This window comes from Flavobacterium sp. B183 (genome assembly GCF_023539155.1).
GTDB lineage: Bacteria > Bacteroidota > Bacteroidia > Flavobacteriales > Flavobacteriaceae > Flavobacterium > Flavobacterium tructae.
On sequence record NZ_CP097434.1, the window covers coordinates 3,225,405 to 3,251,508 of the forward strand.

Consider the following 26,104-nt stretch of genomic DNA (forward strand, 5'->3'; position numbering starts at 1 on the left):
AATTAATTAAACTTAATAAGTATCGTTATGAAACTATATATAAAATCAATAGAAACGTATTTTATTTTAATATGTTCTTTTATCACATTTTGTGCCAGTGCACAACAGGATCCGGAGTACACGCAATACATGTACAATACGATGTCGGTGAATCCAGCTTATGCTGGATCTACCGGAACCATCGAGGCGACACTTTTACATCGTTCGCAATGGGTTGGAATCGATGGAGCACCCGAAACACAATCATTCTCTGTTCATTCGCCTCTTCGAAACGAGATGATTGGTTTAGGATTAAGTGTTGTTAACGACAAAATTGGTCCGTCAAACGAGTTGTATATCGACGGGAACTTCGCTTATTCAATTCCTTTAGGATATGAAAAAAGACTTGCGTTTGGATTAAAAGCAGGTATGCGAATGTTAAACGTAGATTGGTCAAAAGGACGATTCTATAACAATAATGATGTACTACTGAATCAGAATATTAATAATCAATTGAAACTGGCTGTAGGAGCAGGGGTGTACTATTACACTAACAAATGGTACGTTGGTCTTTCAGTTCCAAGTTTTATTAAAAGTGATTATTATGATGATATTCAGGAATCTATATCGTACGATCGATTGCATTACTATCTGATGGGAGGTTATGTTTTTGATTTGAATCCAAACTTAAAATTTAAGCCGGCATTTTTGGTAAAAGCAGTGAGTGGAGCACCACTTACTGCTGATATCTCGGCAAATTTTATGATAGCAGAAAAGTTTGTAATAGGTGGATCTTACCGAACAGACGACTCGATAAGTATTCTGGCAGGTTTTCAGATATCCAGAAGTTTTTATGCAGGGTATGCTTTTGATTATACCGTTAGTGATTTGAATAAATACAATGATGGATCACATGAGATCATCTTGCGTTATCAGTTTACTAGAAAACAAAGTAAAATCAAATCACCTCGATTCTTCTAAAACATAAATCCTATGAAAAAACTATATATCCTCAGTTTAGTCTTGAGCATTACCTTTGGTTTTGCTCAAAAGACTAATTTAAAAAAAGCCGATGCATTGTTTCGAAATTTCTCTTATCTCGATGCCTCTAAAGCTTATGAAGAGTGTTTGCAGAATATAGAGAATCCAACAGCACAAACCATAAAGAATGCGGCAGATTCTTATTATTTTATTTCCGACGGAAGAAATGCGCTTCGATGGTATAAAAGACTCTATCAGATACAAGGGAATAATCTGACCGACATTTATTACCTGCGCTATATTCAGTGTTTGAAATCTGTTATGGATTATGATGAAGCCGATAAAATTACCAAAGAGTATCTCAATAAAAAAGGAGATCAGAAAGAGATCAATCGGTATGTTGCTCAGAAAAAACAATTAGACAGTCTGGCCAAAACAAAGTCTTTGTACGACATTAGAAACTTAGACATTAATACCGGTAAATCTGATTTTGGAGCTACATTTTTTCAGGACCGAATCGTATTTTCATCGGCCAGAGATACTACGAAGTTTGCCGATAAACTTTACAATTGGAACAATCAGCCTTTTCTTAATTTGTATGTAGCCGAACGAAATCCTGCTGATGGAGGTTTATTTAATGAAAAACTGTTTATCCCTAACGTGATGACTAAATATCACGAAGCAACCGCCTCTTTTGATGCCAGCGGAAAAACAATTTACTATACGTCTAATATTGTCAAGAAAAACAAATTAGTAGTCGACCAGGACAGAATTAACAACTTTCAAATTCTAAAAGGATCTTTGGTAGACGGAAAGGTAGAAAACCCGCAAAAGATTTTCTTTGATAGTGATGATTATTCTGTTGGGCATCCTAGTTTAAGCGACGACGGTAAATTGCTCTTCTTCGCTTCCGATATGCCTGGCGGCTATGGAGAAACCGATTTGTATGTTGTGAAAATCGCAAACGACGGAACCATGAGTTCGCCTCAAAATCTGGGGCCAAAAATTAACACATTAGGAAATGATCTTTTTCCATTCTTTCGTAACGGAATACTTTATTTTTCTTCAGACGGACATTATGGCTTAGGAGATTTAGATGTGTACGAAAGTAAAATGTTATCCGATGGAAGCTTTTCGGCACCGAAAAATTTGGGAGCTCCAATAAACAGTAATAAAGACGATTTTACTTTTGTGATTGATAAAACCGGAAGTTATGGCTATGTATCTTCCAACAGAGCAGGAGGAAAAGGCGATGATGATATTTATTCCTTTACTAAAGGACAACCCGTTTGCAATCAGAATATTTCAGGAAAAGCAATCGATCATAAATCAAAAGCACTTTTAGCCGATGTTACTATAATAGCTTATGATCCGTATAATGAAGTTTTGGCAGAAACTAAAACCAATTTTGACGGCAAATATGCGGTAACAGTTCCTTGCAACAAAGCAGTTCGTTTGGTAGCGTCAAAATTTAATTATAGTGACGATGAAAAAACTGTTGCCACAACCAAAATCAATGAAGCCGAAATTACCGATGTCGATTTTGAGCTTAGTAATTATGATGACCTGGTAGTGAAAAAACAAGGAGTCGAAAAAGTTGACGTTAATCCGATCTATTTTGATTACGACAAATTCAATATTACACCTTTGGCAGCCACTGAGCTGGATAAAGTAGTATTTGTGATGCGAAAATTTCCTAAAATCCGTATCAAAATTGAGTCCCATACCGATTCTAGAGGTAAAGATGCTTATAACCTGAAACTTTCAGATAATAGAGCTAAATCAACACGTGATTATATCCTTTCACAAGGTATTGACACTGCAAGAATCGAAAGTGCTATTGGTTACGGTGAAAGCCGTCCGATCAATAAATGCAAAAATGGTGTAAAATGTACCGAGGCGGAACATTTGTTAAACAGACGCTCAGACTTTATTATAATTCAAAAATAGAGTTACATTTTCACACTAATGATTGAATTGTTAGTTTGAATTTTAAAATGAAGAAACCATTTGGAAGTTGGTTTTTATTAATTCTTTTTTAAGAAGAATGGGCAGGAAGAAAATCAAGTTGCATCTTTTTGCAACTTGATTTTTGAGTTTATAAAACTTTTGGATTTTACTGTTTTTGAACAAAAATAATCCTAATTTTGGTATTCAATTATTCAAAATCAAAACCTCCGGTATTTTAAAATCTTATGAGTATTCAAGAAACAATTCAGACTTTACGAAACGAACTTAATCAGCACAATTACAATTATTACGTGTTAGACAACGCTACAATTTCTGATTATGATTTTGATATTAAGTTAAAGGAACTTCAGGATTTAGAAAATAAACATCCTGAGTTTTTTGATGAAAATTCCCCAACTCAAAGAGTAGGAGGTGCCGTGACCAAGAATTTTAAAACAATTGCACACCAATACAGAATGTACTCTTTGGATAATTCCTATTCTAAAGAAGATTTACTGGATTGGGAAGCCAGAATTCAGAAAGTTTTAGGAAATGTTGATCTGCAATATACCTGCGAATTAAAATACGACGGAGCTTCGATCAGTATTACTTATGAAAACGGAAAACTGGTTCAGGCTTTAACACGAGGAGACGGTTTTCAGGGAGATGAGGTAACCAACAACATCAAAACCATAAAATCGATTCCTTTACAATTAAAAGGGAACTATCCGGATAAATTTGATATTAGAGGAGAAATAATTCTGCCTTTTGCCGGTTTCGAAAAAATGAATCAGGATCTAATTGAAATTGGTGAAACACCGTATTCAAATCCCAGAAATACAGCTTCAGGAAGTTTGAAATTACAAGATAGTGCTGAGGTTGCCAAACGTCCGTTAGAATGTTTATTGTATTTTGTTACAGGAAACAATCTCCCGTTTACTTCCCAGTTTGAAGGATTGGAATCAGCCAGAAATTGGGGATTCAAAGTGCCTAACGAAGCAAAACTGGTGCAAAATATGCAGGAAGTTTTCGACTTCATTGATTATTGGGACGTACACCGTCATAATTTACCTTACGAAACCGATGGTGTAGTCGTAAAAGTAAACAGTATTCAGCATCAGGAAGAATTAGGATACACTGCAAAATCTCCACGTTGGGCCATAGCTTATAAATTCAAATCAGAACAGGTTTCGACCACACTTCAGTCTATTTCATATCAGGTAGGCCGTACGGGAGCAATAACTCCTGTAGCCAATTTAGAACCGGTACAACTGGCCGGAACCATTGTAAAAAGAGCCTCTTTGCACAATGCAGATCAGATTGAAAAATTGGATATCAGAATCAATGACACCGTTTTTGTAGAAAAAGGAGGAGAAATCATTCCAAAAATAATTGCCGTCGACCTGTCCAAACGCCCCGAAGATTCAGAAGTTACTGCATACATCACGCATTGTCCGGAATGTCAAACCGAATTGATTCGAAATGAAGGAGAAGCCAATCATTATTGCCCTAACTTTTATGGGTGCCCACCGCAGATTATTGGAAGGGTTCAACATTATATTTCAAGAAAAGCAATGGATATTGAAGGGCTTGGTGGCGAAACAGTTGCTTTGCTTTTCAACAATGGATTGGTGCACAATTATGCCGATTTGTATGAATTAAAAGTAGAAGATATTTTACCTTTAGAGAGAATGGCACAAAAATCTGCCGAGAATCTGGTAAAAGGAGTAGAGAAATCAAAAGAAATCCCATTTGAGAGCGTTCTTTTTGCCTTAGGAATTCGTTTTGTAGGGGAAACGGTAGCCAAAAAACTGGCGAAACATTATAAAAATATTGATGCATTACGTCAGGCCACCTTGATGGATTTGATTTTGGTAGATGAAATTGGAGAAAGAATTGCCAAAAGTGTAATTGAGTTTTTTGAGAATAAAGAGAATCAGGAAATTATAGACCGTCTCAAAAGTTACGGCATTCAGTTTGAAATTGTAGAGAAGATAAACCCGAATGCTACCGAAAAATTTATCGGAAAAACATTTGTGGTTTCGGGAGTTTTTACTCAATTCTCCAGAGATGAATTGAAGAAAACTATTGAAGACAATGGTGGTAAGGTAGGAAGCTCTATTTCGGCAAAAACGGATTTTGTTGTCGCAGGAGATAATATGGGACCGGCAAAATTAGAAAAAGCCAGTAAATTAAATATCCCTATTCTGTCTGAAGAAGATTTTATAAACAAACTAAATGAAAGCGAATAAACCGTCGTTGATTTTATTTTTTTTAGCATTATTGTGCACGGCCATTTTTGATTGGACCGAGCTGTTTTTATTTGCGACTTATGCCAAAGCCATTGTAATTCCTTCGATTTTTATTTATTTTTTGATTAGCACCGAATTCAATATTGGGAAAATCGAAGGGGTTATCTTTTTATTCAGCTTTATTGGCCAGGTGTTTAATCTAATGGATATTGAAAGTTCTGAACTAGGGGGAGTCTTGTGTTTTTTAGTCGTTTACCTTTTAATTATCCGACTTTATCTGGGAGGGCATGAAAAAATAAAACTGGAAAAAAAAGATTTTCTTCCAGTTTCTATAGTAGTTATTTTTATTGTATATCTCTTAGTATCAGCACTAGGAATGCAATTTGATAATATGAAACGATTTAGTTTGATCTATATGATCTACGGAATTGTCTTAAGTGTGTTAAGTTGTTTGTCCTTCATTAGTTATATTACAAAAGGAACCTACTTAGCGTTACTCATGTCATTAATGGCAATTTCCTATATCTTTTCAGATATATTCTATATTTTCAATGAATACTTTTCCTATTCCGTAGTCCTGGTATTGATCCGGGATGTCACTCAAATTTTAGCATACTTTTTTATGGTCGAGTATTTCCTGGAAAAAACGAAAACCAAAAAAAAGAAAAACGCTAAACAATAATTGATTTCCCTTCGTTAGTGTGAGCTTTGTTCTTATCGAAGTAAAAGTCTATTCTTCCTAAATTGATTCCGTAGCAGCCTACCTGATTCACCAAAACATCCTGATTGGCTTTGTTTTTTACAACAGTTGGTTTGTCTAAGAAAGTATGTGTGTGGCCTCCAATAATCAAATCGATATCCTGAGTTTGTGCAGCCAGTTTTAAATCACAAATTTTAGATTCATCGTCTTTGTATTTGTATCCAAGATGTGACAGACAAACAACCAAATCGCATTTTTCTTCTTTCTTTAGCAATTGCGTCATGTCCTGCGCAATTTCTACAGGATTGTTGTAGACTGTTTCTTTGTACATTTGTTTGTCAACTAGGCCGGCAAGCTCGATTCCTAAACCAAAGACACCTACTTTAATTCCGTTTTTATTGAAAATTTTATACGGTTTTACAAGACCGTTCATCACCGTATTTTTAAAATCGTAGTTCGAGCAGATAAAATCAAAACTAGCGTGAGGCATTTGTGCGTGTAATCCGTCAAGACCATTGTCGAAATCGTGGTTTCCAATAGTCGATGCGTCGTACTTCATCATACTCATCAGTTTAAATTCCAATTCCCCTCCATAATAATTAAAATAAGGAGTTCCCTGAAAAATATCGCCGGCATCCAATAAAAGTACATTTGGATTTTCTTTACGAATCGTTTCTATAAGTGCAGCTCTGCGTGAGACACCGCCTTTGTTTGGATTACGAGGATCATCAGCCGGAAATGGATCAATATGACTGTGAACATCGTTAGTATGTAGAATGGTTAAGTGTTTGATATCGTTATTTTCAAAACTGCTCAACGACAAACCTAAACTTAATAAGGCAGTACTTGCAGCTGTTTTTTCGATAAATTCTCTTCTTTTCATTTTGTATGTTTTTGCGAAATGGGATTTTTATTCTTCTGTAATTCGAATGTCTTTTGCTACCGGAATCGTATCAACTTCTTTAAAGTAGTCAATTAATACATCTCTCAGTTTGTAGTTCAGATCATATTTTTGAACACTTTTTGCGAAAAAAGACATACTGTCTCCGCCATTTGCCAAATAATCATTTGTTGCTACATAGTAAATTTTATTAAGATCAAGTGGCTTTCCCTGAATCATAATATTCTTTGCAGTCTTGTCTTTTGCAATAGTAAAAGTCATACCCGATAAAGGCTGTGCTTTTTGCGCCTTAATAATATAGGAAGTCATTTCTAAAATCTGATCTCCTTTTAAAGCCATAACCACCATACTGTTTTCAAAAGGCATGATTTCAAATGCTGTTCTGTTAGTTACATTTCCTTTAGGCAATATAGCTCGGATACCACCATGATTTAGTAAGCACAAGTCAATACTTTTCTTTTCGCGTGCCTCAAAAACCAGGTTTCCTCTTTTAACACAAACGTCAGCCATAAGGTTACCAATACTGGTTTGCCATTTCCCTGTACTTTTATCAAGAGTTTCAGGGCAATAAGCTAGAATATTATCTAAATCCTTATTAATATGATCACGATAAGGTTTAATAAAGTTCTCAATTGCAGGAGTTTCAGTTCCTTTTTCAGTTATCGGAAGTTGCTTTCCTTCAATTTTTGTTAGATTATAATTTTTCTGGCTACAGGAAAATATAAAAAAAAGTGTTAAGAATATAACAAAAAGTTTCAAAACTCCGTTATACTTTTTTAGTTTTACCATCTTAAATGCGACTTAAATAATTAATTTTGTAATCTGGTAAAAGTACTATGTTTTTAAATTATATAAAGGAATTTTTTGTAAAAAAATCATTAAAAAATAACTTGAATAATGTCAAAAACGAAGTATTTACAAGTAATGTGCAAACAATTGGTTTACTGATTGATGAAAGTAGATTTGATCATTCAGAAGACCTGATAAAGGAATTGATCTCGAAAGGAATTACTCCTGAGAATATCAAAATTGCAGTGTACAGAAGTAAATTTAGCGAGAAACAAACGTATTCAAGACCAACTTTTGGACGAAAAAGCGTCAATTGGAAGGGGGAAATTACAGAAGGTTTCTTAAATGAATTTATAAAAACAGAATTTGATCTTTTGATTAGTTATTATGATATTGAAACGGCCATTTTGATGCTGATAACTGCCAAGTCAAAAGCGAAGTTTAAAGTAGGATTCGCATCAGTAGATGAAAAATTAAATCGATGGATGATTGATACTGCTATAAAGAATTACAAACTTTTCGTGCACGAATTGTTTAGATATTTAAAGAGTATAAAATAAAATTATAAAGTAGAATATGCAATCATTAATAGGAACTGGTGTTGCGCTTGTAACCCCATTTAAAAAAGACTTTTCAGTAGATATCGAAGCTTTACAGCGCATCGTTAATTTTTCGATAGACGGTGGTGTTGAGTATCTTGTAGTTATGGGAACAACGGCAGAAAATGCTACTCTGACACAAGCCGAAAAAGAACTGGTGATTAAAACGGTTATCGATACTAATAAAGGAAGACTGCCATTGGTACTTGGAGTTGGTGGAAATAATACCATGCAAATTGTAGAGGAATTAAAAACAGGAGATTTTTCTGCTTTTGAAGCCATACTCTCTGTTTCTCCTTATTATAACAAGCCAACACAGGAAGGGATCTATCAGCATTTTAAAGCTATTGCAGAAGCTTCTCCAATTCCTGTGATTTTATATAACGTTCCGGGAAGAACATCCAGTAACATGTTGCCGTCAACAGTAATTCGTTTGGCGAATGACTTTAGTAATGTGGTAGCGATTAAAGAAGCTGCCGGAGATATGGTTCAGGCTTTACAGTTGATTAAAAATGCACCAGAAGGTTTTTTGATTATTTCAGGAGATGATATGATTGCTTTACCAATTGTTTTGGCAGGTGGAGCAGGGGTAATTTCGGTTATCGGACAAGGTTTTCCAAAAGAATTTACAGAAATGATTCGTTTAGGACTCAATAAAAAGGTAACTGAAGCGTTTAAAACACAGTATCTTTTATCTGATTGTATTGATATGATTTTTGAGCAGGGAAATCCTGCCGGAATCAAACAAGTTTTTCAAGCCCTTGGTATTGCTGAGAATACAGTACGTTTGCCATTAGTAGCTGTTGATGATTCATTAGCAGGCAGATTGAATGAATTTGTGAAAAACAGCATAAAATAAGCATGAGATTGTCGGTATTCTATCATATACCAAAAAATATTTTGTAGTAGCTAAATTAATAACTAAATTTGCCACCGAAACTTCGGTGTGATTTTGCTTTGGCACAATTGTCTAAGAAATCATAATAAAAGTAAGAAAATGAAAAAAATAGTATCTCTGTTAATTATTGTTGTCCTTTTTTGTTCTTGTAGCGAATACCAAAAGGCATTAAAGAACGATGATGTTGCTGCAAAATTCGAAGTTGCAACGAAAATGTATGATGCAGGTAAATATTCAAAAGCCATACGTCTTTTTGAACAATTGGCATCTTCTTACAGAGGGAAACCTCAGGCAGAGAAATTATTTTACATGTTCTCACAATCGTATTACAAAACAAAGCAATATTACTTAGCGGGTTACCAGTTTGAGAGTTTCGTTTCAGGTTACCCTAGAAGTGAAAAAGTTCAGGAAGCTGCTTTTTTGGGAGCGTATAGCTATTCTAAATTAGCGCCTGTTTATAGTCTGGATCAGACAGACACTGTAAAAGCCTTAGAAAAATTACAAACTTTTATCGAAAGTTACCCAAATTCTGAGTATATCGCTCAGGCAAACGAAGCTGTAAAAGTTTTAAATGGTAAACTGGAGAAAAAAGCATACGAAAACGCGAAAGGATACAATACAATTTCTGATTACAAATCAGCATTAATCGCTTTTGATAATTTTATTGCTGATTTTCCGGGAACACCGTTAAAAGAAGATGCATTGTTTTATAAATACGATTCAGCATATAAATTAGCAATAAACAGTATTCCTTCAAAAATGGAAGAGCGTTTAAATGTGGCTAAAGTGGCTTATGGAAACTTGATTAAGTTTAATGGTGCTACGAAGTATAAAAAAGAGGCAGATGAAATGAATGCCAGAGTGGAAACAGATTTACAAAAATTTACTAAATAAAATAAAGTCATGGATTTAAAAAAGACGAATGCTCCTGTAAATACAATAACTTACAATAAAACAGTTATTGAAGAGCCAACAGGAAATGTGTATGAAGCAATTACCATTATGGCTAAAAGAGCAAATCAAATTAACTCTGAAATTAAAAAAGAATTGACAGAGAAATTGGAAGAGTTTGCTACTTATAATGACAGTCTTGAAGAAGTTTTTGAAAATAAAGAACAAATCGAAGTTTCTAAATTTTACGAAAAATTACCAAAACCTCACGCTTTAGCAGTTCAGGAGTGGTTAGACGGTAAAACATACCACAGAGGTTCAAATAAATAATATAGTATAATGTCAGTTTTAAACGGGAAGAAAATTTTACTAGGGGTTTCTGGTGGAATTGCAGCCTATAAAACAGCCTCATTAGTACGACTCTTTATAAAAGCAGGTGCACATGTCCAAGTGATAATGACACCTGCTTCTAAGGATTTTGTAACTCCACTTACCTTATCTACACTATCAAAAAATCCGGTACATTCCAGTTTCTTTAATCAGGATGATGAAGATGCTGTCTGGAACAATCACGTTGATTTGGCTCTTTGGGCCGATTTGATGCTGATTGCACCTGCAACATCCAATACCTTGTCTAAAATGACAACAGGGAACAGTGATAATCTTTTAGTAGCTACTTATTTATCAGCCAAATGCCCGGTTTATTTTGCACCGGCAATGGATTTGGATATGTACAAGCATCCTTCAGTTTTATCTAGTTTTACGGCCTTAAAAAGTTTTGGAAACATTATGATTCCGGCTGAAAGCGGTGAGTTAGCCAGTGGTCTGTCCGGAGAAGGACGAATGGCTGAACCCGAAAATATTATAACCTTTCTGGAAGCCGATTTAGAAAGTAAACTGCCTTTAAAAGGAAAAAAAATACTAATTACTGCCGGTCCAACATACGAAGCAATCGATCCTGTGCGTTTTATAGGAAATCATTCTTCGGGAAAAATGGGTTTTGATCTGGCAAATGAAGCAGCAAACTTAGGTGCTCAGGTGATTCTGGTTGCAGGACCAACACATTATAAAGCTAAAAATGGTTTAGTGGAAGTGATCAATGTAGTTTCGGCGCAAGACATGTATGATGCCTGTCATGAGTATTTTAATGATGTTGATGTGGCAATCGCTGCAGCCGCAGTAGCCGATTACAGGCCAAAAGTAGTCGCTTTACAAAAGATTAAGAAAGCGGCAGATGAATTTTCGATTGAACTTGAAAAAACAAAAGATATTCTGGCTTCATTAGGAGCGATAAAGAAAAATCAGTTTTTAATTGGATTTGCATTGGAAACCGAGAATGAAATTGAAAATGCGAAGCTGAAAATTCAGAAAAAAAACTTAGATTTGATTGTTCTAAATTCCTTACAGGATGAAGGAGCCGGTTTTAAAAAAGAAACCAATAAAGTAACCTTTATTGATCAGGATTTTAAAATCGAACCGATGGAATTAAAATCAAAAGAATCTGTTGCTGTTGATATTTTAAATAAAGTGGTTTTGCATTTTGAGAAATCATAAAGATTTAGAGTAAACAAAGCAATAACAAGGATAGTAAGTCTGTTATATGCTGTAATCAAAATAATATCTTTCGTATGAATAAACTAGTTACTTTTTTAGCATTTTTAATCTTTGGCTTTACACAAGCACAGCAGCTAAATTGCACTGTAACTATTAATACAGAAAGATTACCCAATCCCAATCAGCAGGTGTTTAAAACACTTCAGACTTCGTTGTCGGAGTTTGTAAATAAAACAGATTGGACGGGAACAGTCTTAAAACAAAATGAGCGAATCAATTGCTCGATGTATATTACACTGTCGTCAAACAGTTCTGATCAGTTTTCGGGTACCATTCAGGTGCAATCCTCACGATTGATTTATAATTCTACGTATTCTTCACCAATATTAAATTACAACGATAAAGATTTCAACTTCAGATATATTGAATACGAGCCTTTGTTGTTTAATCCGACCACGTTTGAGTCTAATCTAGTATCTGTGGTTTCTTTTTACAGTTATTTAATTTTAGCGATGGACGCAGATAGCTTTCAAATGGGAGCAGGAAGTCAATATCTTGAAACCGCTCAGAATATTGCAAGTGTAGCACAACAAGGAGGGTCAAAAGGCTGGAGCCAGTCAGACGGAGTTCAAAACCGTTATTATTTGATTACCGATATGATTTCACCAATGTACAGCGATTTACGTCAAACCATGTTCATGTACCATAACGGCTTAGATGGTATGAGTCAGGATTTGAAAGCCTCAAAAGAAAAAATCAAATCAGCCTTGATACTTATCGGAAAATTGAATTCGGTAAAACCCAACGCCTTTTTAACGAGAGTGTTTTTTGATGCTAAATCAGACGAAATTGTCTCCATATTTTCTGGAGGACCAAGTATTCCGATTACAGATCTGACCGATGTCTTAAATAAAGTATCTCCGTTGAATACCGCCAAATGGTCGCAGATTAAATTTTAGGCCATTTTAATTACTCTCTTTATTAATTTTTATATTTCCCAAATTTTCTATGATAACGTCCTTGTCGATTAAAAACTATGCACTGATTGAAAAATTAACTATAGATTTTTCAAAAGGTTTTTCTATTATTACTGGTGAAACAGGTGCGGGTAAATCTATTATATTAGGAGCGATAGGATTGGTTTTAGGAAAAAGAGCCGATTTAACTTCACTAAAAAATAAAGAAGAAAAATGTGTTATCGAAGCACAGTTTGAAATTTCTAAATACAACCTGAAAGAGTTTTTTACAGCAAATGATCTCGATTATGAAGACGAGACTATTATTAGAAGAGAAATTTTGCCTTCAGGAAAATCGCGAGCTTTTATTAATGATAGTCCGGTAAATCTGCAGGAATTGCAGGATCTGAGCTTGTTTTTGATTGATATTCATTCACAACAGCAGACTCAGGAATTATCAGACGAGGGAGTTCAGTTTAAAATTATTGACGCTATTGCTAATAATGGAGAAGTGATTCAATCGTATCAGGATGTTTTGAAAGGATATAAATCAGATAAGTCCAAACTAAATGCTTTGCTGAAAAAACAAAGTGATTCAGGAAAAGAGCAGGAATACAATACCTATTTGTTAAATGAATTGGTTACTGCAAAATTAAAATCAGGAGAGCAGGAAGAATTGGAGGCTGATTTTGAAAAACTGAACAATGTTGAAATTATTAAAGAAGCTATGGATAAATCATTAGCAATTGCCAATGAAGAGCAATTTGGTGTTTTCCACAGTCTGAATGAAATAAAAACGGCACTACAGAAAATTGCGCTTTTTTCACCGGAATACCAAAATGTTTTTGAAAGGATTACCAGTTTAGCCATTGAATTTGATGATGTTTCAAAAGAATTGCAAAACGCCTCTGAAAAACTTTTAAATGATCCCGCACAATTAGAATTGGTGAGTCAAAAATTACAGCTAATTTATAATTTGCAAAAAAAGCATCAAGTAACGTCTGTTGATGAATTGCTCGGAATACAAACGACATTAGAAAATTCCCTGGTGGAATTGGATAATATTGGAGAAGAAATTACTGCTTTGTCAGAATCAATAGCGCAAAAAGTTACAGAATTAGACGCTTTTGCGGAAGCTATTCATCAGAATAGAATCAATGCAATTCCGGTTTTGTCACAAAAGTTAGTGTCAATATTAGAGACATTGGGAATGCCAAATGTGCGTTTCAATATGGAGCTTTTGTCCTCTGAGACCTATTTCCAAAACGGAAAAGATGAGTTGCAGTTTTTATTCTCAGCAAATAAAGGAACTGATTTCGGCTTGCTGAAAAAAGTAGCTTCAGGAGGGGAAATGTCACGTATTATGCTGGCAGTCAAAGCGATTTTAGCGCAATATTCAAAACTTCCAACCTTAATCTTTGATGAGATTGATACCGGGGTTTCAGGAGAAATTGCCATTAGAATGGGAGAAATTATGAAAGAAATGAGTGGTACAATGCAAATTTTTGCCATCACCCATTTGCCTCAAATTGCAGCCAAAGGAGATTCGCACTTTAAAGTCTCTAAATCAACGGTTGATGAGGATACACAATCAGAACTTAAGCTATTGTCTCAGGAAGAAAGAGTTATAGAAATTGCTCAAATGTTATCCGGAGCAGTTGTCTCTGATTCGGCTTTAAATCATGCTAAGGCCTTGTTGAACTAAAGAAATAATTTATATTTGTCATCTTAAAAGCGAATTAAACAAACGTAAATAAAATACAATTTTTATATTTTTAAAGATTGTTTAAAATACGAAAAAAACAAAAATATGATTATAGAACCTAGAATGAGAGGATTTATTTGCTTGACAGCCCACCCAAAAGGCAGCGAGCAAAATGTTAAAAATCAAATAGAATATATCAAATCAAAAGGACCAATTGCTGGTGCAAAAAAAGTCTTAGTTATTGGTGCTTCAACAGGTTTCGGATTGGCTTCAAGAATTACAAGTGCTTTTGGATCTGATGCTGCAACAATTGGAGTATTTTTTGAAAAACCACCGGTTGAAGGAAAAACAGCTTCACCAGGATGGTATAATTCTGCAGCATTTGAAACAGAAGCTCACAAAGCAGGTTTATATGCAAAAAGTATCAACGGAGATGCTTTTTCAAACGAAATAAAAAGACAAACTTTAGATTTAATCAAAGCTGACTTAGGTCAGGTTGATTTGGTAATCTACAGTTTAGCTTCTCCGGTGCGTCAGCACCCGGTTACAGGAGTTTTACACCGTTCGGTTTTAAAACCAATCGGACAAACTTTTACCAATAAAACAGTTGATTTTCATACTGGAAACGTTTCAGAAGTTTCTATTGCTCCGGCAAATGAAGAAGATATTGCCAATACAGTTGCTGTAATGGGAGGTGAGGACTGGACAATGTGGATGGATGCCCTAAAAGCAGAGAATTTATTAGCTGAAGGCGCTACAACAGTGGCTTATTCTTATATTGGACCATCATTAACAGAAGCAGTTTACCGTAAAGGTACAATTGGTCGTGCAAAAGATGATTTAGAAGCTACAGCATTCTCTATTACAGATAATCTTAAATCTCTTGGTGGAAAAGCTTACGTTTCTGTAAACAAAGCTTTGGTAACTCAGGCAAGTTCTGCAATACCGGTTATTCCATTGTATATTTCTCTTTTGTACAAAACAATGAAAGAGGAGGGAATTCACGAAGGTTGTATCGAGCAAATCCAACGTTTGTTTCAGGACAGATTGTACAATGGAGGAGAAGTTCCTGTAGATGAAAAAGGAAGAATCAGAATTGACGATTGGGAAATGCGTGAGGATGTGCAGGCTAAAGTGGCAAAACTTTGGTTAGAGGCTACAACCGAAACATTACCTGAAATTGGAGATTTAGCCGGATATAGAAATGACTTCTTGAATCTGTTTGGATTTGAATTTGCAGGTGTAGATTATGCTGCCGAAGCGAATGAAGTTGTAGAAATTGAAAGTATCAAATAAAAAAGAAAAAAATACTACTAGATATGAAAACCATTCGTTGCGACGAATGGTTTTTTTATGAATATAACATATCTTTGTTAAAATTTTGAAATTTAAAATATTGCCACTTTAATACCGCGTGATCGCTATGATTTTTTCTTTAATTATACCCGTGTATAATCGTCCGGATGAAGTAGATGAACTTTTAGAAAGTTTGTCTAAATCCGATTATAATGAAGCCTTTGAAATTGTTCTTGTCGAAGACGGATCATCAATACCTTGTAAAGATGTCGTGATGAACTATCAGGGGAAATTGAATATATCGTACTATTTTAAAGAAAATTCAGGGCCGGGAGATTCCAGAAACTTTGGAATGCAGAAGGCCAGAGGGGATTATTTTATCATTTTTGATTCTGATTGTATCATTCCTTCTAACTACCTGACCGAGGTTCGAAAAGCGCTTAATGAGGGTTATGTGGATTGTTTTGGAGGGCCGGATAAGGCATTAGATAGTTTTTCGGATATTCAGAAAGCCATTAACTTTGCGATGACTTCATTTTTGACTACAGGAGGAATTCGCGGAGGCTCTGAAAAAATCAATAAATTTCAGCCGAGAAGTTTTAACATGGGAATTTCAAAGAAAGCTTTTATTGCTTCAAAAGGGTTTGGAAACATTCACCCGGGAGAAGATCCTGATCTTTCTATTCGTTTATGGAACCTGGGATTTGAAACCAGATTGTTCCCGGAAGCGTATGTATATCATAAGCGAAGAATTGACTGGGAAAAGTTTTCAATTCAGGTGAATAAATTTGGAATCGCCAGACCAATATTAAACAGCTGGTATCCGGAACATAATAAACTAACATTCTTTTTTCCTACCGTTTTTATCGTAGGATTATTATTAGCTTTTTTACTATTAATTTTCAATATTGATATCCTATTACAATTATATTTTGTATATTTCGTGGTAATTTTTCTGACAGCCACTATTCAGAATAAAAGCATTAAAATTGGATATTTATCTGTAATTGCAGTATGGAAGCAATTTTATGGTTACGGGACAGGATTTCTAAAATCGTTCCTGAAAGTTATTATTTTAAAGAAAAAACCCCAGGAGGCTTTTCCAAATATGTTTTTTAAAATATAGGTATGGCTAAAATTATTGGCCTGACAGGCGGAATAGGAAGTGGAAAAACCACTATTGCAAACTACTTTGCAGAAATGGGAGTACCCTTATATATCGCCGATGATGAAGCCAAAAAAGTAATGCAGTCTGAAAAGATTGTGAAACAAATTAAACTTGCTTTTGGAGACTCGCTCTTTGAAAATGATGTTTTAAACAGAGCTAAATTAGCCGAGATTGTTTTTAATGACGCTGATAAACTGGCAACATTAAATGCTATCGTACATCCGGCTGTTAAAGAAGACTTCGAGCTTTGGTTGTTGAAAAACAAAAAATACCACTATGTAATTTACGAAGCTGCAATTTTGTTTGAAAGCGGCCGTTATAAAGATTGTGATGTTATAGTAACCGTTACAGCTCCCGAAGAGATGAGAATTGAAAGAGTTATTAAGCGTGATAAAACCACACGAGAGCAAGTTTTAAGTCGAATGAAAATGCAGTGGGATGATGAAAAACGAATTTCTTTAAGCAATTTTGTTATTAATAACAGTAATCTTAAAATTGCTAGAGAAGAAGTTGTTAAAATTCTTAAAATTTTAAATATAAAACAAAATCAGTCTTAAATGTTAATATTTGGTTAATGTATTATTTAGTATATTGTTAAAATATTAATTTTGTTTCGATGAATAAATTATTTTTTAGATTACTTGTTTTATTGATGAGCTTGTCCTTAATAGGGATAATTTTGGTGCAGGTATACTGGTTTAATTCTTCGTTCAAAAACAACGATGAGCAGTTTAAATATCATGTTACTCAGGTAATTGGGAATGTTGCTGATAAATTGGAGCAGCAGGAAGAATACAGTTTTTACGATAAATACAACCGCATTAAAGACAGTACCGGTAAAACACCTAAAAAAGAAGACTTACTTCAGGTTTTTTACATTCAAAGAAACGCAAAAACAAACAAAACAATAGTTTATTCTAATACGCTTACATCTGAAGATTATGATATTAGCGGCTCGATTTTTAATAAAAAATTTAGCAGCGAAAGATTTAAAAACTTTAGTTCAAAAAGAGTTACAGAAGTATACAACAATAACAATAATATTGACAATAATGCTTTAGGACAAAGTATTATACCTGATTTAAAAATCGAAAAATCTGGAAGTCTTGATATTTTAAATAAAGTTCAACAGCAAATTCAGTACAAAGACGTTGCTTCTTTGACGCCTATAGAAGGTAGAATTACAAAGGATAAACTTCAAAAACTCTTAAAGAAAGAACTGGAAGAATATGGTGTAAAAACCAAATTTGAATACGGAGTTCTCAACAATGGTCTTGCGACGAAAGTAAGATCGGATGGATTTCATTACGATAAAGACGCAAGTTACCACGTGCCAATTTATACAGATAATGAAGGAAATAGTAAATATGAATTGTTTATTACATTTCCGCATAAAAAGAAATTCTTATTGTCAGAATTATTAAGTATTACCATACTGTCAATAATTTTTACATTAATTATTATAGTTGCTTATACCAGTGCACTAAATCAATTGTTACGTCAAAAACATATTTCTGAAATCAAGACCGATTTTATAAATAACATGACGCATGAGTTTAAAACGCCGATAGCGACAATTAATCTGGCATTAGATGCTATTAAAAATCCTAAGATAATTGAAGATAAAGAAAAAGTGTATCGCTATCTTCAAATGATCCGGGATGAAAATAAAAGAATGCATGCTCAGGTAGAAAACGTGCTTCGTATTTCTAAACTGGAAAAGAGAGAACTGGATATTACAAAAGAACCAACTGCTATTCATGATATCATTGATGATGCAATTGAACATGTAAATTTAATTTTAGAAGACAGAGGAGGAAGTGTAGCCAAACATTTTAATGCAGCGAGAACAACCTGTCTGATCAACGAAGTGCATTTTACAAATGTGTTGGTTAATATTTTGGAGAATGCCATAAAATATTCTCCGGGTACGCCTGAAATAGAAATTTTTACAGAAAATGTCAAAGACATGATTCTGATAAAAGTAAAAGATAATGGTCTTGGTATGAGTAAGGTAGCTCAAAAACGAGTTTTTGAGAAATTTTACAGAGAACATACAGGAGATTTACATAATGTAAAAGGACACGGGCTAGGTCTGGCTTATGTGAAAAGAATAGTAGAGGACCATAATGGTCAAGTATATGTTGAAAGCGAGAAAGGAAAAGGTAGCACCTTTATAATAAAAATACCATTAATAAATTAAAATATGGAAAATAATAACAAAAGAATACTTTTAGTAGAAGATGACCTTAATTTTGGGGCAGTTCTTAAAGATTATCTAATGTTAAATGACTTTGAAGTTACTTTAGCTAAAAACGGTATGGAAGGTTTCGAAAAATTCAAGAAAGATGTATATGATTTATGTATTCTTGATGTGATGATGCCTTATAAAGATGGTTATACTTTAGCCAAGGAGATTAGAGAAAAGAACAGCGAAGTGCCAATTATCTTCTTAACAGCTAAGTCTATGAAAGAAGATGTATTAAAAGGATACAAAGCTGGTGCTGATGATTATTTGAATAAGCCTTTTGATTCTGAGGTTTTATTGATGAAAATAAAAGCAATTATTCAAAGAAAATCTGCTGATACAAAAGCAGAGCATGTACAGTTCGAATTCAATATTGGTAAATTCCATTTAAATTCAAAACTAAGATTCCTGACTTTCCAGGACGAAGAGCCAATTAAATTGTCTCCAAAAGAGAACGAATTGCTTAAAATGTTGATTCTTCATGAAAATGATTTAATGCCAAGGGAATTAGCTTTAACTAAAATCTGGAGAGACGATAACTATTTTACATCCAGAAGTATGGACGTTTACATTGCTAAACTTAGAAAATACTTAAAAGCTGACGAAGATGTTGAAATTCTAAACATTCACGGTGAAGGTTTCAGACTTGTTGTTAAAAGCAAAGTTACAGAATAACAAAAAACATAACCAAACAAAAAAATATTAGAGTCCTGAGAAATCAGGACTTTTTTTATGCAGAATTTTAACCGCGAGGCACGCAACGATTTTCGCAAAGTTCGCAACGATTTAGTTTTGTAGCTTCGCGAACTTCGCGTTTTTTCCTTTGCATTCTTTGCGGTTAAGTAAAAAAATATCAAGAAAAATATTCTTAAAATACGATTTCTATCTTTTTGATTTTGAGTTCTGTAGTCTTTTTTTTGGCTTTAAGAATAATATGAATAAATTTTTTGTACTGATTTTTCTTAAAATAAATTTGGAAAATCGAAAAAGTATTCTGAATATTTGCAGACGAAAAAATTAATAACCCTTTAAAAACGAAGAAAAAATGTTTGTATTTACATCTACATCTCAGAGCTTCACATCAAACAATTTTGGTGCAGTGCTTCTTCGTGGCTTATTTCAATCTTAGAAATATATTTTTAGATATATAAAAGCCCGAAGACATTTAGTTTCGGGCTTTTTTTTATTCTAGACACTTCAAATTTTCCCGAAAAATCGATTTTATTTATCCTTCAAGGATAAAATGCTAAGCCTACTGGGCTGTTAATTTAATGCACTATAATTTTTTTATGGAAAATTATACGGTAGACGAGTATGCTTTATGTGCTCGTTTTAAAAGTAAAAGAAAGAAAAGACGATTAATTAAAGAAGATTTTGAAAAACAATTAATTGAGTTAAGAAAACTTGAAGTTGACCTTTGGAAAAAGCGTAGAAATTTACCATTGGTAGCTTTAGAAGTTCCTTATCAGAAAGGATGGCAGCGTAATTTTAAATTAAGAGATGATGTCGCCAGATCAAGTGAAGCTTCATTTTACACAGAATTATTGGAAAAAATAAATACATGGCAGTTTTCTCCTGAAAAATCTTTTAAAAGAAAGAAAAAGAGAAAAAGAAAGCATGTGTATGTAGAAAATATCCAAACTGTAAAAGAATTTTCAGAATGGGAATGGAAAAGTTCAAAACTCGAATTAACCGAAAAAGAAAAAGTACATTTTTATAAAAGAGAACGCTGGTGCAGCAATTGTAAACGATACAAAATTCACTATGTATTCAATGAGCCCTGGCGATATGTACTGCGTGTTAGTCCTTATACGATAACACATGCCAAAATGGTTGATTCTGATTTGGAAAGTCAAATTCAGTTTATAGACAATTATATTGTAAACAATCATCTGAGATATAAAATAAACAGATTAATAAATGGCACTTCTCATAAATGGAGTTACTACGAAAAAGAGAATCCAAAAGAGATAAGTCCAATTAAAAATAAAAGTCTACAGGCATTGTATCAGCAATATGTAGACGAAATGATCTAAATCATGGGAAATAAATTATCCGGAAAAGACCTGATTAAATTGGGGTTTCCAAAAAACAATTCAATAAATATTGCCTTAGGGCAAATAAACAGATATAGAAAAAGAGAGAAAAAAGAATCTATTCTAACCGAAGCAAAAGATGTTCTGCTGAATCCCGAAAAGTACGAAGGAAATGGTACTTGGGGCAAGGTGGCTGAAGGTTTAATAAAGCCGGTGCAGGTAAGAATGCATCAGTTGAAAACAACAAGAGCTCCCTTCAAAATTTTTGGCGAAAATGAGATTGATGAACAGGCGAAATATCAATTGTATGATTCATTAAAATTGCCAATTTCGGTTGCAGGTGCTTTAATGCCGGACGCGCATTCGGGCTATGGATTGCCCATTGGAGGAGTTTTGGCAACAGATAATGCGGTAATTCCTTATGGAGTTGGAGTGGATATTGGATGTCGAATGAGTCTTTCGATTTTTGACTTGCCAGCTTCTCATTTTAAAGGTAAAGAACATCAATTAGAAACTATTTTGAAGGACAATACCAAATTTGGAATGTATGAAACTCATGCTTCAAGAGTAGATCATGATGTTTTTTACAAAAGTGAATTTCAGGATATTCCATTATTGAAAAATCTTTTACCTAAGGCGTATAAGCAGTTGGGAAGTTCAGGTGGAGGAAATCATTTTGTTGAATTCGGAATTGCTAAAATTGAAAATCCTGAAAACGAGTGGAAGCTTGAAAAAGGGGAGTATTTCGCAGTTTTATCGCATAGTGGATCTCGAGGATTAGGAGCAAATATCGCTAAACATTATACCTATTTGGCGACAAAACAATGTCCGTTACCAAAAAATGTGCAGCATTTGGCCTGGTTGGATTTGAATACGCATGACGGGCAGGAATATTGGCTTGCTATGAATTTAGCCGGTGAATATGCAAAAGCTTGTCACGATGATATTCACAGACGAATTGCTAAAGCTATTGGAAAAAGGGTAGTGGTCACGATTGAAAACCATCACAATTTTGCCTGGAAAGAAATGGTAAACGGTCAGGAGTGTATTGTACATAGAAAAGGTGCAACGCCCGCGGGAGAAGGGCAATTAGGAATTATTCCCGGATCGATGACCGCCCCTGGTTACATTGTGAAGGGTAAAGGTAATGCTGAGAGTTTAAACTCTGCGTCTCACGGTGCCGGACGTTTATTTTCGAGAGCGAAGTGTAAAAGCACTTTTACGCAAAGTGAAATTAAAAAGGTATTAAAAGCGAATGAGGTTACCTTGATTGGAGGAAATATTGATGAAGCACCTATGGCGTACAAGGACATTACTAAAGTGATGTCAAATCAAAGTGATTTGGTTGAAGTTCTGGGAACTTTCACACCAAAGATTGTTAGAATGGACCGATAAAAAAACAAAGATTATGAAAAGATTTCAGGATGAGAATAAGTTTTTAGAAAGTTTTATAAACGAGATTTTAGTAAGGTGTCCGAAATGTGATTCTAAAGCTAAGGTAAAAAGTAAACTTTCAGAAGGATGTGAGTGTGGGCATTGTTGCACTAAAGTTTTTGAATGTAAAGATTGCTTTCTGAAACTTGACAGCCCCGTTTATCAATACATTGCTTATGGCAAAGCACATTGTAATCAATGCTATGAGAGATATGAATTTAAATCACAGCCCTTAAAAGACAAACCGAAAGTATATAAAACAAGATGTCCGCATTGTAATTTTCAGGAAGAATGGAAACCAAAAGTGGAAAAGGTTTTGAAGAATTCAAAAAGGGATGACGGCTTAGTTAAAGAGCATTATTACAATTTGCCGCTTTGGTTTCAAAAAGAAGTGGGAACAGCTGTTTTTTGGGCTTATAACCAGCAGCACATTGATTATTTAGGAAGATACATTGAAGCGGAATTAAGAGAAAGAAATAATAATGGAAGCGGTAACAGTACAATGGTTTCAAGACTTCCAAAATTTATAAAGGAAGCTAAAAACAGAGAAAAGCTTCTTAAGATAATAGAAAAATGGAAAAAATAATTCAGATAACAGCGGGTCGGGGACCAGCAGAATGTACCTGGGTAGTGGCTCAGGTACTTAAAAAAGTTTTGGAAGAAGCACAGGAAGAGCAATTAGAAACGACTTTGCTTCAGCGAGAAGTGGGCCAGGAGAATGGAACAATTGAAACGGCAACAATTGCAGTAAAAGGTAAAAAAGCCACTCAATTTGCAGCTTCCTGGACTGGAACTATTCAATGGATTGGACAAAGTCAGTTTAGGAAAATGCACAAACGTAAAAATTGGTTTATTGGCATTTTTGAGATTGAACCACAACAGAATGCATCATTTTTAGAAAGTGACATTCAGTATCAGGCCATGCGAAGTTCGGGGGCTGGCGGACAGCATGTAAACAAGGTGAGTTCGGCAATCAGAGCAACTCACGTTCCAACCGGAATTGCTGTTGTTGCAATGGACAGCCGTTCACAGCATCAGAATAAAAAACTGGCAACAGAACGATTATTAAAAAAACTGGAAGACGAAACTTTACAGCAACTTTAAAACCATGTTGGAAAACAATGGGAAAATCAGCTGAACATTCAGCGGGGGAATCCGATCAGAGTTTTTACCGGAACTGATTTTAAAAAGAGTAAAACAGAGAAGAGTTATAAAGGAACGCGTCAGAAGTTAAAAACAGATTTGCGAAATGAGCATAATTAAAAAGTTGGTCACAAAAAACAACGATGATATGCGAATTATATGTGACCAAAAAAACAATAAATATCGATACGTAAAATGAAAACAATAGATAAATATCTCTTTCAGGCGCTGGACAGTTATCCTTATTCATTAGAAGAGACGATTGAATCTTTAGATTATGCATTTTCATATGATGCTAAGAATACGATGGTTTTCTGTTTGTATGGACGGATTCAGGCGGAACAATTATGGAATTATGAAGAAGCCAAATGGTATTTTCAGGAAGCTTTAGCAATAAATATTCATGCACTTGAAATATATCCGCATTATGTACAAACTTTAATTTTGAATGAAGATTTTGAAGAGGCAGAAAAATTAATTGATTTTGCTTTAACAGTAAAAGGAATAAACAAATCTGAAATTTTTGTCAAAAAAGCAATTCTTTATGAAGCGCAGCAACAGTTTGGATTAGCATTAAAAGAAATTAAAAAAGCCAAACTATGTACGTTGCAATTTGCTTTTGAATGCAACATTAGGGAAGTAGAGAAAAGAATTGAAGGTAAGATGGATTTGTTAAAGAAGAAGAAAAAATCAAAGTAACTTGATTGAATAAAAAACGATGCAACCCTGCATCGTTTTTTATTTTCATGATACGGAATCAAATTTTAAATACACCTGATAATGGTTGAGTAATAAAAAATCGCTTTTTTAATCTTCTTTTATTTCCAGTGTAATTTTAAAGCAAAAGATGTTTTCTCCCCTTTGGTAATGCTGAATGTTGATATAGTTTGATTGTCGTTTTCGCCCTCGTGAATGATTACATTATCCTGAAGGGAAAGTTCTTTCATGAAGTTCATTTCAAAACTTTTTACTTCCTGTTTAAGGATTCTTTTCGGGTCAACGTGATCGAGACACCATTCCAGATACTTGACATTATTGACGTGATTTACAATATCCAGATCAGAGAGGTAAACTGTTTTTTCAAAAATAGCTTCTTTTTCGTGAGTGATATTTATTTTTGAAAAACCTTCTGTAGTAGCGCGTTTCTCCGGATACAATTCAAAATGTTCGTAAGGCAGAGCTAAAGCTTCCGGACGTCGTAATTGTGTATTAAAAACAGCCCAGTACGTTTCACATCCTACTATTTTTTTTCCGTTTGCGTGTATCTCTAAAGCACGAACGGAACGAGAATTTTCTAAACTGTTGATCCATGTGGTTACCGTAACAATATCTCGCCATTTTGGTAAAGCAGTAATTTCTACACGCATACGGCTTAAGACCCAGGCCTGATCAAATTCCTGCATATCCGTAAAGCTGATGCCTCCAATTTCAGAATGTGCAGCAGCTGTCAATTGCAGAATGTTGCATAAATCAGTGTACTTTAGAAAACCATTTGGTGTACATTGTGTAAAATTGATTTCCCAGTCTTTGCTTAGAATGGAAGTAAAATTAGGAGATATTGGCATTGCTGAATTTTAGATTTTAGATTGTTGATTTTAGATTGATTTAGAAAATAGAGTAAAGAATACAGAGAATGATTTTTACTTGAAAGAATTCTCTATATAATCTATAATTTCTTTTCTGTCTGTCGCGTAATCAAACCATTTGGTAGCTTCATTTCGTTTGAACCAGGTAAGTTGTCTTTTTGAGAAACGTCTGGTATTTTTCTTGATTTCTTCGATGGCAAATGGCAACGGGAATTCTCCGTCAAAATAACTAAATAATTCGCGATACCCGACTGTTTGAAGCGCATTTAACGTTTTGTTGGGATGCAAAGCTTTGGCTTCTTCCAATAATCCTTCATTCATCATCAGATCTACACGCTGATTGATGCGGTTGTAAATTACAGCTCTGTCGGCTTCTAAACCTATTAAAATCGGAATAAAGTTTCGATTGTTTTTCTTCTGATTTAAGAAAGAAGAGTAAGGCTTTTGTGTTCCAATACAGACCTCTGTAAAACGCATCATTCTTTGTGGATTCTGGAGTGTTTGCGGGTTTTCTACGGTGAGTTTTTGATAATAATCAGGATCCAGTTTTTGTAATTGCTCCTGCAGATAATTGATTCCTAGTTTTTCGTAGTTTGCGTTTATGTCAGAACGGATCTCAGGATCAATTTCCGGAAATTCATCGAATCCTTTTAAAATGGCATCAACGTACAATCCTGAACCGCCAATCAATATAGCGAAATCATTTATTGAGAATAACTCCTCTAGTTTTAAAAGCGCTTCTTTTTCGTAGTCACCAACAGTATAATTTTCGAAAATAGATTTATTCTGTATAAAATGATGTGTCGCTGATTGTAATTCTTCGGGAGTAGGAACTGCGGTACCAATTGTCATTTCTTTAAAAAACTGGCGACTGTCGCAGGAGATTATCTCACAATTAAAATGTTGTGCCAGAGCAATGCTTAAAGCTGTTTTGCCTATTGCTGTTGGTCCGACGATGGTAATTAGATATTTCATATTTTTTTAGTCTTAATGGTGGTAAAACCTTAGACTTGCAGGGTTAAACTTTTAATAAAAATG

24 protein-coding genes and 1 pseudogene are annotated in these 26,104 nt (G+C 34.4%); 21 read left to right on the forward strand and 4 right to left on the reverse strand.

All coding sequences use genetic code 11. The annotated features are described in order from the left end of the window. The first annotated feature begins 27 nt into the window (after positions 1-27). The 4 genes from M4I44_RS13665 to M4I44_RS13680 all read left to right on the forward strand — a co-directional run bounded on the left by M4I44_RS13665 (position 28) and on the right by M4I44_RS13680 (position 5,844). Positions 28-960 carry a type IX secretion system membrane protein PorP/SprF gene (locus tag M4I44_RS13665; RefSeq protein ID WP_017497149.1) on the forward strand — a complete coding sequence of 311 codons (933 nt, stop codon included), beginning with the start codon at positions 28-30 and terminating at the stop codon, positions 958-960. Positions 961-972: 12 nt separating this feature from the next. Next, positions 973-2,910 carry an OmpA family protein gene (locus M4I44_RS13670; RefSeq protein ID WP_249965026.1) on the forward strand — a complete coding sequence of 646 codons (1,938 nt, stop codon included), beginning with the start codon at positions 973-975 and terminating at the stop codon, positions 2,908-2,910. A gap of 245 nt (positions 2,911-3,155) precedes the next feature. Next, positions 3,156-5,162, forward strand: coding sequence for an NAD-dependent DNA ligase LigA (gene ligA / locus M4I44_RS13675; protein WP_017497147.1), 2,007 nt, complete (start codon positions 3,156-3,158; stop codon positions 5,160-5,162). After that, positions 5,149-5,844 (forward strand): lysoplasmalogenase family protein, encoded by a 696-nt coding sequence (locus M4I44_RS13680; protein WP_017497146.1) that lies wholly within the window; start codon positions 5,149-5,151, stop codon positions 5,842-5,844. Before ligA ends, M4I44_RS13680 begins: the two co-directional genes overlap by 14 nt. Here M4I44_RS13680 and M4I44_RS13685 read toward each other — a convergent pair. Together M4I44_RS13685 and M4I44_RS13690 are read right to left on the reverse strand one after the other, a co-directional pair. Next, positions 5,834-6,745 carry a bifunctional UDP-sugar hydrolase/5'-nucleotidase gene (locus M4I44_RS13685; protein WP_017497145.1) on the reverse strand — a complete coding sequence of 304 codons (912 nt, stop codon included), beginning with the start codon at positions 6,743-6,745 and terminating at the stop codon, positions 5,834-5,836. The two genes, M4I44_RS13680 and M4I44_RS13685, sit on opposite strands and share 11 nt — an antisense overlap. 27 nt (positions 6,746-6,772) lie before the next feature. Then, positions 6,773-7,552, reverse strand: a complete 780-nt coding sequence (locus M4I44_RS13690) for a 5'-nucleotidase C-terminal domain-containing protein (RefSeq protein WP_249965027.1) — start codon at positions 7,550-7,552, stop codon at positions 6,773-6,775. Between the two features lie 47 nt (positions 7,553-7,599). On the opposite strand from M4I44_RS13690, the gene M4I44_RS13695 reads away from it, so the two are divergent. The 17 genes and pseudogenes from M4I44_RS13695 to M4I44_RS13775 all read left to right on the forward strand — a co-directional run bounded on the left by M4I44_RS13695 (position 7,600) and on the right by M4I44_RS13775 (position 24,179). Further along, entirely contained in the window at positions 7,600-8,112 is a 513-nt protein-coding gene (locus M4I44_RS13695; RefSeq protein WP_070908545.1) for a hypothetical protein, read from the forward strand. A 16-nt stretch (positions 8,113-8,128) separates the two neighbouring features. After that, positions 8,129-9,010 carry a 4-hydroxy-tetrahydrodipicolinate synthase gene (gene dapA, locus M4I44_RS13700; RefSeq protein WP_249965028.1) on the forward strand — a complete coding sequence of 294 codons (882 nt, stop codon included), beginning with the start codon at positions 8,129-8,131 and terminating at the stop codon, positions 9,008-9,010. 138 nt (positions 9,011-9,148) lie between these two features. After that, positions 9,149-9,943: an outer membrane protein assembly factor BamD gene (locus M4I44_RS13705; RefSeq protein WP_017497141.1), complete on the forward strand. Its 795-nt coding sequence runs from the start codon at positions 9,149-9,151 to the stop codon at positions 9,941-9,943. Between the two features lie 9 nt (positions 9,944-9,952). Continuing rightward, on the forward strand, positions 9,953-10,270 hold the full coding sequence (locus M4I44_RS13710) for a DNA-directed RNA polymerase subunit omega (protein ID WP_007807938.1): 318 nt from the start codon (positions 9,953-9,955) through the stop codon (positions 10,268-10,270). Positions 10,271-10,279: 9 nt separating this feature from the next. After that, positions 10,280-11,494: a bifunctional phosphopantothenoylcysteine decarboxylase/phosphopantothenate--cysteine ligase CoaBC gene (gene coaBC / locus M4I44_RS13715; RefSeq protein ID WP_249965029.1), complete on the forward strand. Its 1,215-nt coding sequence runs from the start codon at positions 10,280-10,282 to the stop codon at positions 11,492-11,494. A 74-nt stretch (positions 11,495-11,568) separates the two neighbouring features. Then, positions 11,569-12,453, forward strand: coding sequence for a DUF4835 family protein (locus M4I44_RS13720; protein WP_017497139.1), 885 nt, complete (start codon positions 11,569-11,571; stop codon positions 12,451-12,453). A 49-nt stretch (positions 12,454-12,502) separates the two neighbouring features. Beyond that, the gene (gene recN / locus M4I44_RS13725; RefSeq protein ID WP_249965030.1) at positions 12,503-14,155 is read left to right on the forward strand and encodes a DNA repair protein RecN; all 1,653 of its coding nucleotides are present in this window, start codon (positions 12,503-12,505) and stop codon (positions 14,153-14,155) included. 105 nt (positions 14,156-14,260) lie between these two features. Further along, positions 14,261-15,451, forward strand: a complete 1,191-nt coding sequence (gene fabV, locus M4I44_RS13730; RefSeq protein ID WP_089078004.1) for an enoyl-ACP reductase FabV — start codon at positions 14,261-14,263, stop codon at positions 15,449-15,451. A 127-nt stretch (positions 15,452-15,578) separates the two neighbouring features. Next, a complete protein-coding gene (locus tag M4I44_RS13735) occupies positions 15,579-16,577 on the forward strand; it encodes a glycosyltransferase family 2 protein (protein WP_249965031.1) in 999 nt (332 codons plus the stop codon). A gap of 2 nt (positions 16,578-16,579) precedes the next feature. Then, entirely contained in the window at positions 16,580-17,176 is a 597-nt protein-coding gene (coaE, locus tag M4I44_RS13740) for a dephospho-CoA kinase (RefSeq protein ID WP_249965032.1), read from the forward strand. A 59-nt stretch (positions 17,177-17,235) separates the two neighbouring features. Next, complete coding sequence (locus M4I44_RS13745; protein WP_017497134.1) at positions 17,236-18,822, forward strand: sensor histidine kinase KdpD; 1,587 nt, start codon at positions 17,236-17,238, stop codon at positions 18,820-18,822. 3 nt (positions 18,823-18,825) lie between these two features. Further along, the gene (locus M4I44_RS13750) at positions 18,826-19,542 is read left to right on the forward strand and encodes a response regulator transcription factor (protein ID WP_249965033.1); all 717 of its coding nucleotides are present in this window, start codon (positions 18,826-18,828) and stop codon (positions 19,540-19,542) included. A gap of 614 nt (positions 19,543-20,156) precedes the next feature. Next, complete coding sequence (locus M4I44_RS13755) at positions 20,157-20,903, forward strand: hypothetical protein (RefSeq protein ID WP_249965034.1); 747 nt, start codon at positions 20,157-20,159, stop codon at positions 20,901-20,903. 3 nt (positions 20,904-20,906) lie between these two features. After that, on the forward strand, positions 20,907-22,298 hold the full coding sequence (locus M4I44_RS13760; RefSeq protein ID WP_249965035.1) for an RtcB family protein: 1,392 nt from the start codon (positions 20,907-20,909) through the stop codon (positions 22,296-22,298). Between the two features lie 13 nt (positions 22,299-22,311). Continuing rightward, positions 22,312-22,923 carry a hypothetical protein gene (locus M4I44_RS13765; RefSeq protein WP_249965036.1) on the forward strand — a complete coding sequence of 204 codons (612 nt, stop codon included), beginning with the start codon at positions 22,312-22,314 and terminating at the stop codon, positions 22,921-22,923. After that, positions 22,911-23,600, forward strand: a pseudogene (gene prfH, locus M4I44_RS13770) (peptide chain release factor H). The gene M4I44_RS13765 and the pseudogene prfH overlap by 13 nt, the downstream one beginning before the upstream one ends. Positions 23,601-23,675: 75 nt before the next feature. Beyond that, entirely contained in the window at positions 23,676-24,179 is a 504-nt protein-coding gene (locus M4I44_RS13775) for a M48 family metallopeptidase (protein WP_017497127.1), read from the forward strand. Between the two features lie 119 nt (positions 24,180-24,298). Here the strand turns inward: M4I44_RS13775 and M4I44_RS13780 are convergent, their stop codons facing one another. Continuing rightward, complete coding sequence (locus M4I44_RS13780) at positions 24,299-25,045, reverse strand: acyl-[acyl-carrier-protein] thioesterase (RefSeq protein WP_017497126.1); 747 nt, start codon at positions 25,043-25,045, stop codon at positions 24,299-24,301. A 75-nt stretch (positions 25,046-25,120) separates the two neighbouring features. Further along, positions 25,121-26,041 carry a tRNA (adenosine(37)-N6)-dimethylallyltransferase MiaA gene (gene miaA, locus M4I44_RS13785; protein WP_249965037.1) on the reverse strand — a complete coding sequence of 307 codons (921 nt, stop codon included), beginning with the start codon at positions 26,039-26,041 and terminating at the stop codon, positions 25,121-25,123. Positions 26,042-26,104: the final 63 nt, after the last annotated feature.